This window comes from Zymomonas sp. (genome assembly GCF_020216885.1).
Lineage (GTDB): Bacteria > Pseudomonadota > Alphaproteobacteria > Sphingomonadales > Sphingomonadaceae > Zymomonas.
In genome coordinates this window covers 1-10,000 of sequence record NZ_JAIWON010000005.1, presented here as the reverse complement: position 1 = coordinate 10,000, position 10,000 = coordinate 1, and the positions used below count along the sequence as shown (strand labels likewise).

At 42.5% G+C, this 10,000-nt stretch carries 11 protein-coding genes and 1 pseudogene; 11 read left to right on the top strand and 1 reads right to left on the bottom strand.

The genetic code is table 11. The features are described 5' to 3' along the window. The 11 genes from LDL18_RS00220 to LDL18_RS00170 form a co-directional block, all read left to right on the top strand. The coding region (locus LDL18_RS00220; protein WP_296505891.1) for a flagellar hook-length control protein FliK at positions 1-2,171 on the top strand (2,171 nt) is incomplete at its 5' end. Positions 2,172-2,204: 33 nt separating this feature from the next. Further along, complete coding sequence (locus LDL18_RS00215; protein ID WP_296505890.1) at positions 2,205-2,753, top strand: flagellar basal body-associated FliL family protein; 549 nt, start codon at positions 2,205-2,207, stop codon at positions 2,751-2,753. Further along, positions 2,750-3,748 (top strand): FliM/FliN family flagellar motor switch protein, encoded by a 999-nt coding sequence (locus tag LDL18_RS00210; protein WP_296505887.1) that lies wholly within the window; start codon positions 2,750-2,752, stop codon positions 3,746-3,748. The genes LDL18_RS00215 and LDL18_RS00210 overlap by 4 nt, the downstream gene beginning before the upstream one ends. After that, positions 3,745-4,056 (top strand): flagellar motor switch protein FliN, encoded by a 312-nt coding sequence (gene fliN, locus LDL18_RS00205; protein ID WP_296505886.1) that lies wholly within the window; start codon positions 3,745-3,747, stop codon positions 4,054-4,056. The genes LDL18_RS00210 and fliN overlap by 4 nt, the downstream gene beginning before the upstream one ends. A gap of 29 nt (positions 4,057-4,085) precedes the next feature. Next, on the top strand, positions 4,086-4,373 hold the full coding sequence (gene fliO / locus LDL18_RS00200; protein WP_296505884.1) for a flagellar biosynthetic protein FliO: 288 nt from the start codon (positions 4,086-4,088) through the stop codon (positions 4,371-4,373). 4 nt (positions 4,374-4,377) lie between these two features. After that, positions 4,378-5,328 carry a flagellar type III secretion system pore protein FliP gene (gene fliP, locus LDL18_RS00195; RefSeq protein WP_296505882.1) on the top strand — a complete coding sequence of 317 codons (951 nt, stop codon included), beginning with the start codon at positions 4,378-4,380 and terminating at the stop codon, positions 5,326-5,328. Next, complete coding sequence (locus LDL18_RS00190; protein ID WP_296505880.1) at positions 5,325-5,600, top strand: flagellar biosynthetic protein FliQ; 276 nt, start codon at positions 5,325-5,327, stop codon at positions 5,598-5,600. Before fliP ends, LDL18_RS00190 begins: the two co-directional genes overlap by 4 nt. Before the next feature lie 13 nt (positions 5,601-5,613). Then, positions 5,614-6,411, top strand: a complete 798-nt coding sequence (fliR, locus tag LDL18_RS00185) for a flagellar biosynthetic protein FliR (protein ID WP_014500901.1) — start codon at positions 5,614-5,616, stop codon at positions 6,409-6,411. Further along, a complete protein-coding gene (locus tag LDL18_RS00180) occupies positions 6,401-7,543 on the top strand; it encodes a flagellar type III secretion system protein FlhB (RefSeq protein ID WP_296505875.1) in 1,143 nt (380 codons plus the stop codon). The genes fliR and LDL18_RS00180 overlap by 11 nt, the downstream gene beginning before the upstream one ends. A gap of 101 nt (positions 7,544-7,644) precedes the next feature. Then, on the top strand, positions 7,645-9,339 hold the full coding sequence (fliD, locus tag LDL18_RS00175) for a flagellar filament capping protein FliD (protein ID WP_296505873.1): 1,695 nt from the start codon (positions 7,645-7,647) through the stop codon (positions 9,337-9,339). Positions 9,340-9,379: 40 nt separating this feature from the next. Beyond that, complete coding sequence (locus tag LDL18_RS00170) at positions 9,380-9,766, top strand: flagellar export chaperone FliS (protein ID WP_296505871.1); 387 nt, start codon at positions 9,380-9,382, stop codon at positions 9,764-9,766. A gap of 94 nt (positions 9,767-9,860) precedes the next feature. Here LDL18_RS00170 and LDL18_RS08955 read toward each other — a convergent pair. Next, positions 9,861-10,000, bottom strand: a pseudogene (locus LDL18_RS08955) (AI-2E family transporter); the annotation flags it as partial.

Genomic DNA, 10,000 nt, shown 5'->3' with positions numbered 1-10,000 from the left:
GCAGTTCTACGGCCTCATTAATAAAAAAGGTAGGAACCGATACGTCCTCTAATTCTGTGACGTCTCCTGTCTCGAAACAAAAATTTGTAAGTGCTAGTTCTAAAGGCAACACCCCAAAAACAGTCGATGCCCAACCTACGTTGCCGGAGGTTTCAGGAAAGGGCGATTTAGAAAACGCTGAGGTACTCCCCCTTGCGTCATCATCAAATGATGAGATCAAAGACTCATTGCCTTCTGTAAAAAAACTGTCTCAAAATTCAGCTGATTTACTGGCTTTTGTCGGAGTGTATGTCGATCAGGAAAATGTAGATTCAACTTCTAACTGGTTACCAGGACAAGAGTTATATTCTCAATCTCCAGAAATTATACCACAGGAGAATACGGGCGAAAAAACTACTCCTTTATCAGTGGATTTACATAGCCTTAGAGATAATAACGTTGCACCATCTGATGATGTCGAAATCTCCGACTCTCATTCGGATAAATCAGATAATGATGACCAGCTCCAGTCAGCTGATAATGTTGTAGCTAACACATCTATTGGTTTAAGCGCCGCTTTGGCAGCCGCACCTTTATTGGCTTCTGCTGTGCAAGCGACTATCTCTGGACAGAGTCGTGTCGATAATGAGGAAGCTTCACCTCCACAGACAGTTGAGAGTTTAAAGGTGCCATCGTCATCTTTGGCTAGTGATGGCTCTGCGTATCTGACTTCTGTTTCAAATACGGAATTATCCGCAACGACATCTGTTGGTTTAGAACCTAAAGCTACTTTAACTGATGATAAGTCAAAATTAGCTCCGACCAATTTTTTACCGGAGCTGATGTCAGCCAGAGTTAAAGATTTTACAGGGATAATTCCTGCAGCAGAAGATAAGCCTGCCTTAGTCTTAAAAGCTGATGCTTCACCATCTGTCCTTGCGAATTTGACCTCTATGCTTACTGACAAAGCGAATGATAGCGACAAAAATCAGCCTTCGGATAGGGATAGTCAGCCTATTTCTACGGCTGATAATGTTATGACGAGTGGTAGGATTGATGCTTTGACACTAAGTCAGAGCAATATTTCAAACACGTATATAACAACAGAGCTGAAAGATAAGAAACCATCTGTGCTTGAAGCTGTTAATCAGCAACAGGCAAGTACGATGGCTAGTGATACAGTAACACCCGCTGCTACGATAAAAATGACAGCGCCTTCGTCTATTCCGTCATCCAATACAGCCCCAAATATGGTGGCAGTCAGTGCCTCCCTTACTAAAGGGAATGATAGTCATACAAATAAGGTAGATAGCGCACAGGCTGTGGGGCGCAGTAGCAAACTGGCAGAAGGCAACTTGCAAACGCTCAATCAGACTACGGATAAATTTGCTGATTTTAGTAATCAATCTGGCAATGCAAACAGTATTTTTGCAGGTGATAATGCGCGAAATACGGCCTATACTCCGGTGAGTAGAAGTCAGTTTACAGAAATCTATCAACCCAACAATGCCATAAGCTCTGTCTCAACAGATCAAGTAAATGAAACACAGCCAAGTCTTAAAAAGGATGTGGAAATTGAGAATTCACATTCTGAAGACAATGTGACAGGAAGTGAAAAGAATAATTTTGCTAACGTAATGGCATTGGCAGACAATATTGTTTCTTCTAATAATCCAGTAAATCAGGATAGTAATATTATCACCTTAGGTAATCTAATGCCTAATCAGGACCAAGTTAGTATTAATAACCAGCTTGACTTGGCACATCAAGGCCTATGGCTTGATCAATTGACGCGTGATATTGCTACCGCGTCAGGATCTAACAGTAATCTGACTTTTAACTTACATCCGGATCATCTTGGTATGCTACATGTATCCATCCAATCAGCGGGTGATGGTGTAGCTGTTCATATGACAGCGAGTAGCGAAGCTGCTCAGTCTATTATCGCAGGGGCTCGTCATGATTTAATGAATGAAGCTCATGCCCAAGGAGTGCATATTACAGATGCTCGGATTGATTTAAACAGCCAGACAATGTCCCAACAATCGGGGCAAAATGGCCAGCCGTCACATCAACAAATGGCTGATCAACAGCGATCTGCTGTGGCGGCTCCGATAACTAACAATACAAGAAATGAACAACCGGACGATGATCTTGCTGAAGAGCAAAAAAATCGTGCGCGTTACGCTTAACAGGGGATGTAAGTGAGCGAAGATAACGCGAAATTGCCCAAAAAAGGCGGTTTATTAAAATCTATTGGGAAAATCCTGATTTTAGTAGTGATTATTGTCGTGCTAGTTGCTTTGGGCAGTGTTGCAGGCGGGTATTTCTTGCCCAGATACATGCCAGCTATCTTTGCGCCAGCGACGGCTAATAATAAAACCGCAACTTCAAAGGCTGATGAAAATTTACCTAAAAAAGTACCTTTGGATGAAAAAGATGCTTCTTCAGGTCAATTTAAGGCCAGCTATTTTGCTTTTGATAAGCCCTTTATCTCAAATGTGCAGAATAGCGGCAATCTGGTGCAAATCGGTATTGGCATTTCAACCTATTATGATGATAGGGTGATCAGTAACGTCAAAAAAGACGAACTGCCGATCAGATCAGCCATCTTGATGACTATCTCCAACCAAGACAACCAGACGATATCGACAGAAGCCGGTAAGAAGCAACTTCAGAATCAAATTAAGGATGTTATCAATAATGTTCTTAAGGATAAAGAAGGCTTTGGTGGTGTTGACAGCGTCTATTTTACAAGTTTTCTTATCCAATGAGTAAATCCCCGAAATCTTCAAAAGATCAGGAAGAAGCAACTTCCTTGTCCGGCGCAGAAATGGATGCCCTGTTGGCCGAGTTGGGGGGCGATGATATCGAAGAAGACTCTCCACAGGAAAAAACGGAGTTCGTCTTTGGTCAGGAAACCCTCAACCCTATCGTCCGGATGGCTGGACTGGAGCGGATCGCTGAAAAATTGGCACGTAGGTTAAGGCTTATTATTGAGCCTTTTGCACGTGCTCGTACCCAAGTAACGGTTGACGGCGTCGATATCCATCATTTTGAAAAATGGCGGCGGGATTTACCAGAGTTTGTTAGCATTAGCCTGTACCGTTTAGCCCCGCTGAAAGGTGGTGCTATGATCGTTATGGATCCCCAATTTATTACCGGATTGGTTGATGCTTTTTATGGCGGCACTGGTATTGTTACCCCGTCTCGTGCCAAAGAATTTACACCTGCAGAAGAGAGGTTACTCGTCCGTTTATCTGACACGATTGCAGATAGCGTTGTTGAATCTTGGTCTGATGTTGTGCAGTTGCAGTCTCAGTTTCTATCGAGAGAGACGAACGGTGCCTATGTTACCATGATACGGAATGATGAAGCTGTTGTTGTACAACGCTTTACAATTGTTCCTGGTAATGGTCGTGCTGCTAGAATATCAATTGTCTATCCTCGGGCAACGCTTCGGCCTTTCGAAATGCATCTTGACACAAAAGTGCATGATGATGCGGGGCCAGCTGATGAAAATTGGACGAAGCGGATGCGGCTGGCGGCCTCTGCCATCCCTATTCCCATTAAAACGATTTTGGCTCGTCCTCAGATTACTATGGGGCAACTAAAAAATTTAAAGGTCGGAGAAGTTATTCCAATTGAAATGCCAGAGCAGCTCCCTTTAATTGCTGGCACAAAAAAAATTGCTTATGGCAGTATAGGGGATCGTGACGGAAAAACTGCTTTATTGATTGAAAAGCTTGAAGAGGAGCCAGAAATATGAGTGATGAATCGACAGCCAAAGGAAATAAATCAGCAAAATCTAATCGTACCAAAGATTTAGGCCTTCTATCTGATATTCCAGTAAAGATGTCACTTGAAGTTGGCTCTACATCTTTATCTTTGGCAGAGTTATTAGACCTGGCTGAAGGTAGTGTTGTTGAGCTGGATCGTCAGGCAAATGAACTATTAGATGTCGTGGTAAACGGTAAGCTAATTGCCAAAGGCGAAGTGGTAACTGTTAATGGTCGCTTTGGCGTGCGGATTGTTGACGTTGTTTCTAACGAAAATAACTCAGTCGGGGATGATTGATCACTATGATCGGCGGCTATCTCCTCCATATGATGATTCCGCTAATCATTGTTACCGGATTAATAATACTGTCTCTCTGGCTACTGAAGAAATTCAACTTATTGCCATCCTTGCAAGCAGATTTTCCGCAAAAGGGAAGTTCAATAAAGCTGGTTGAAACTCTTCGGTTAGGTCGAAGACAACAGCTGGTTGTTGTTGAATTTTCTAATAAAAAATTATTATTGGCAGTAACAGATACAAAAGTCAGTTGTTTATCCGAAGCAGATAAATCACCACCTTTTTCTTTAACTGATATACCCGAAATAGGGGATAAATAATCTAATGGCGGCCGCTAATTATAAACAGCCTATCACTGTTTTTCCTGATCAATGCGAGAAAAAACAGTTTGAAAAATTGAGCAATTCAAAAATACGGCTTTTTCTAATTGGTTCATTATTTTTCTTATCCCCATTAGCACCCGCGATGGCGCAACATGTGCCAACAGTGCCCCATGCTTCTGCTGCAGCAAAGCCATCGGTGGTTTCTCAACCAAAACCTCCGGCACCACCAATGCCACCTTCTTCGCCGGCAAATGATCGTAATACGGGAGCTAGTAGTGCCGCATTTAATAAAGGGATGAGTACATTCCTCAATAATGGCAAGCCGCTGACTCTATCGCTGCAAATCTTATTGCTGATGACTTTAATGACGGTGCTGCCGTCTATCATCCTCATGATGACGAGCTTTACCCGCATTATTATTGTGCTGTCATTATTACGTCAGGCGATAGGCCTACAACAGACACCGCCTAATCAGGTGTTGATTGGATTAGCCTTATTTCTTTCACTCTTTGTGATGCGACCAGTTTTAGATCAGATCAATACAACGGCTTTTTCTCCTTATGGTCGGGGCGAAATCCAGATAGAAGAAGCTATTATGCGTTCTGGTACGGCTCTGCATGGATTTATGACTAAGCAGACCCGTAAAAATGATCTACAGCTTTTTACAGATTTGGCTCATCATCCACGCTATGAAAATGTAGAATCTATTCCCTTTACTGTGTTAGTGCCTTCATTTGTAACCAGTGAGTTAAAGACCGCTTTTGAAATCGGATTTCTGATTTTTTTGCCTTTTATTATTATTGATATTGTCGTGGCTTGTACATTAACGGCTTTAGGTATGATGATGTTGTCACCACAAATCATTTCTGCACCGTTTAAATTGCTATTATTTATTATGGTCGATGGTTGGGCTTTAACGGTCGGCTCTTTGGCAGGGTCATTTATTCAATGAGCAGCGATCCCGATTATTTCATTGGTGTTGCCCAACAGGCGATGTGGATTACAGCCTTGGCTATTGCGCCGATATTAATACCGGCTTTGTTAGTTGGCCTTTTCATTGGTATGATACAGGCTGCCACCTCTCTTAATGAGCAGATATTAAGCTTTTTACCAAAGCTGGTTGTTATTGCCCTAGTTTTAGCTTTATTCGGAGGCAGCATCTTTGGCTTGATTGTTGATTTCATGCATGAAACCTATGGCCGAATTCCAGATTTAGTTCGCTAATGAGTGATTGGCGATGATACCCGCGCATCTTGCAGAAATAGAGAATTATCTCTGGATATGGTTAATTGCTTTGCTACGCCCTGGAGCTGCCTTTGTGGCGGCACCGTTATTGGGGGCAAACGCGTTCCCAGTAACTGTGCGTGTTATGCTTGCATTAGCAGTAGGTTTACCATCAGTTATGGACGCCCATTTGATTCTACCTGATTCTGGACTGGTTTCTTTTACAGGATTATTTCTGGTGGTAGGAGAAATAATCACAGGTATTGCTATCGGCTTCGCTGTTCAGATTGGTTATGCCGCCGGATATTGCACCAGTGAGTTAATTGGTAATGCTATGGGGCTAGGATTCGCTTCTATGATCGATCCTGTCAACGGTAGCAATTCTAACGTTTTAACCCAAATTTTCACTATTTTAGGAGCTTTCTTTTTTCTGGCTGCCGATGGCCATCTACTTTTGATTCGTATTATTGTCGAAAGTTATCAGACAATGCCTGTTGGCGGACCTGGGCTGAATAATCAGCTTTTCTTAAAGCTAACCCAATTTGCAGGACAGCTTTTTTCGATAGGCATGTTGATTGCTTTGCCCGTGACCTTTTCAATTATTCTTATTCAAGTCATGATGGGTTTTCTGTCGAGAACAGCTCCAGCCCTTAATCTTTTTGCAGTAGGCATGCCGATGGCGCTTATCATTGGTATTTTATTAATCGCTATTTCTGTCCCGGCGATTAGTGAAGGTGTTATTGATGCTATTCGCTCTGGTCTTGATATGGCCGATAAGCTAGCAAAAACGGGAGCGGGGCATGGCGGATAGTGACGTCGATCAAGACCAAAAAACCGAGGCCCCTACTCAAAAACGTTTAAGAGAGGTTGCTGAAAAAGGGGATGTCCTCCAATCCAAGGAATTGGGGATTGCCTTTGCAATGTTAGCTTCTTTGGCATGGTTTTTAATGATTAGCCATAGGATGGTTTATGACTTAGGCATCATGTTAAAAATGGGGCTCTCTTTCGATTTTAATGCTTTTAGTAGATTTGATCCTTTCTCAGTCTTTATACGTCTGATTACTTGTATTATTCTGCCTTTCTCGATGCTGTTTGTCCTGATGGCTTTTGCTGCAATTGCAGCGCCAGCAGTGTTGGGGTCCTTAGGCTTTAGATGGGAAGCCTTGAATTTTAAACCTGAAAGACTGAATCCTATTGCCGGCTTTTCTCGTGTTTTTGGCATGCAAGGGCTTTTTGAGCTCGGCAAGTCGATTGTAAAAGTTCTTCTAATAGGAAGTCTCGGACTTTGGATTTTATGGCAACGCCTGCCTGTCATTATGCAATTGGGCCGTCACGACTTAAAAGCAGCGATAAACGAAATTGGGCATATATTTTTGATATTGGTATTGGTGATGTCAGTAGCTTTGGCCGTGGTCGCTGCGATTGATGTGCCTATTCAGATTTTTCGACGCAATCGACGCCTCCGTATGAGTAAACAAGAAATTAAAGATGAACACAAGCAGACAGAAGGCTCTCCTGAAATAAAAGCAGCAGTTAGGCAAAGACAAATTGCTGTGTTTCGAGCTTCTAATCGTAAGGCTGTGCAAGATTCTACCGTTGTTATTACGAATCCAACTCATTTTGCTGTGGCCTTAAAGTATAAGGCTGGAGAAGATATTGCGCCTATTGTGACAGCAAAAGGCATAGATGAGTTGGCACTAGCTTTACGGGAAATGGCAGATGAAAGCGATGTTCCTGTTTTGCATTATCCGCTTTTGGCGAGAGCTATCTATTTTACGTCCAATTCTGGTGAGTTGATACGGGAAGAGTTATACAAAGCTGTTGCATCTATTTTAGCTTTTATCTTTCGCTTGAATGCTGGAGAGCAAGGTCTAACGCTGCCTGCTATTGATGTTCCAGAGGAAGTCCGTTTCGATGAAAATGGCCATCAGGCAAAAAAATAGACTTAAAAAACAAAGAACCAAACAGACCAAAGATTATGATTGGTTGGTAATATTTAACTTTAGGCCTCTTCTGTCGTTATGAAGGGTGAAAGGATTGTTTTATGACAAGCTCAACTTCTGGCGTAACATCTACATCCTCATCGACGGCAGCGACCACGGCGGCAACAACGTCTTCGTCTTCTACGTCTACATTGTCTTCTATCTTGACAACTTTGGGTGCTGGGTCAGGTCTTGATACTACAAATTTAGTCGATGAGCTTGTCGCTGCGTCTCAAGATCCAATCCAACAACAATTGAATACGCAAAGCACAACCAACTCCAATCGGATATCAGCTTTAGGCACTATTACTTCTGATCTTAGTGCTTTAAACACTTCTTTATCTTCTTTGGTAAGTGGAGGGTCTCTTTTAACGCAGCCTAGCGTTTCTGATACCTCTGTTTTGACCGCAACTGCTGAAAGCGGATCGAGATTAAGCAACCTTTCTGGATCTATTAAAGTTGAGCAGTTAGCACAGGCACAAAGTATTAGCACAACAGCTTATGATAGCAGTAAGACCTTTGATGCTGGTACGCTCACTTTTACGAATAGCTATGGTAGTGCAACGGTTTCAATTGACGCCGGTTCATCGCTTTCAGACGTTGCCAAGGCTATCAATAAAAAGCAGGCTGGTTTTACGGCTACAGTTTTAACACAGTCGTCTGGCCAGCAGCAGTTGATGATTACCGGTATGACCGGTGATGCCTATGGTTTTAGCGTGTCCGGTTCCGGCGGTGCTTCTGATATCAACTATGATAAAAGCGCCAATAGCGGTAGCATGACTGTCAATGTTGCAGCGCAGGATGCCAAGCTTTCTTATAATAATGTTGAAGTTACTCGTAGTTCTAATACATTTGATGATTTGATTTCAGGTGTTAGTATCAATTTGAAATCAGCTTCGTCACAGGCCGTGACTCTGGGATCGACGCGTCAGACGAGTAATGTTCGGCAGGCGGTTCTTAATTTTGTTGATGCTTATAACGAGCTTTATTCCGATATCAGCACTAATACCGCGATTGGGACATCATCAAGCAGTGCTGGTGCGTTGGCTAATGATGCTGGGGTACGTACCCTTAAAAGTTCTCTAAACAGTATGATTAACCAGAAGCTATCCTCGAATGGCAGCTATTCAACTTTAGGCGAGATTGGTGTTTCTATCAATCGTGATGGAACGTTGACGGCTGATACAACGCAATTGGATACCGCCTTGGCAAATGATCCCGATTCTGTTGAAGCCCTATTCAATCCGACCCAAAGTACAAGTAATTCAGCGGTTTCTATTACCAGCAGTATTGGTAAAGTTACACCGGGTACCTATAAACTGTCCGATGTGACTTATGATGAATCTGGTAATATTACCGGCGCCAAGTTGAATGGTAAGGACATGCTAGTATCTGGGAAAAGCTTGATTGCTTCTTCTGATTCCACTGCAGCAGGTTTGGTCTTAAAAATTAGTGGTACGAGTGTTACTGATTCGACGATTTCAATTGATGCTGGGGTCGGAGGTGCTATTAATCAGCTTTATACTCAAATGACCTCTTCTGGTGGGGCTCTAACAGCCAGTAAAAATACTTATACGAAGGTAGCTTCCGCTATTACTCAGAAGGAAACCGATCTTACTTCCAAAATGAGTACATATCGGACTAGATTAACGACACAATTTACAGCTATGAATACGGCGGTTTCTGGCTATAAATCGACCTTGAGTTTCCTGAAACAGCAGATTTCTCTGTGGACGAAAGACAGTTCTAGTAGCTAGTGGAAACATCAAGGGCTTGGGAGGTTATAAACCGTAGAAGATGAGTTATTCACCTTTTTCACGGGCTGCAGCCCGATATCGGGATGTAGATATTGATTCAAAGGTAATGAATGCATCGCCTCATGGGTTGATTACATTGCTGTATGAAGAATTGATCCGTGAATTTAATGTTTATAAATCGGCCTTGGAACATGGCGATCGAGAAAAACGCTATCAAGCACAGGCAAAGATTTTTCGTCTGATTGGCAACCTTGAAAGTTCTCTGGATTTTGAGAAAGGAGGCGAGGTCGCAAGAAGTCTCTTTCGGAGTTATGCCTATATAAGACATAATCTTGGACAGACGATTAAGACTTTAGACCCTACGCCTCTGAAAGATGCTCAAAAAGCGGTGGCTGATTTGCTTTCTGCTTGGACAGAAATCGGTTAGTAGCGCTTTTTAATAAGATAATTCTGCAATAAAAAAGCTCACTTCTAATGAAGTGGGCTTTTTTATATTTTAGAGAGAATATATCCGCGGCTCTTTAGTCTTCATTTAAATGGGGCGGGTCTGCAATATCGCGCCATATCATAATCAGGACAGCCATCAGTGCAGGGCCTAGGAATAAGCCCAATAATCCAAAAGTTTCTATGCCACCAAGGATTCCGATTAGAACCCATAAAA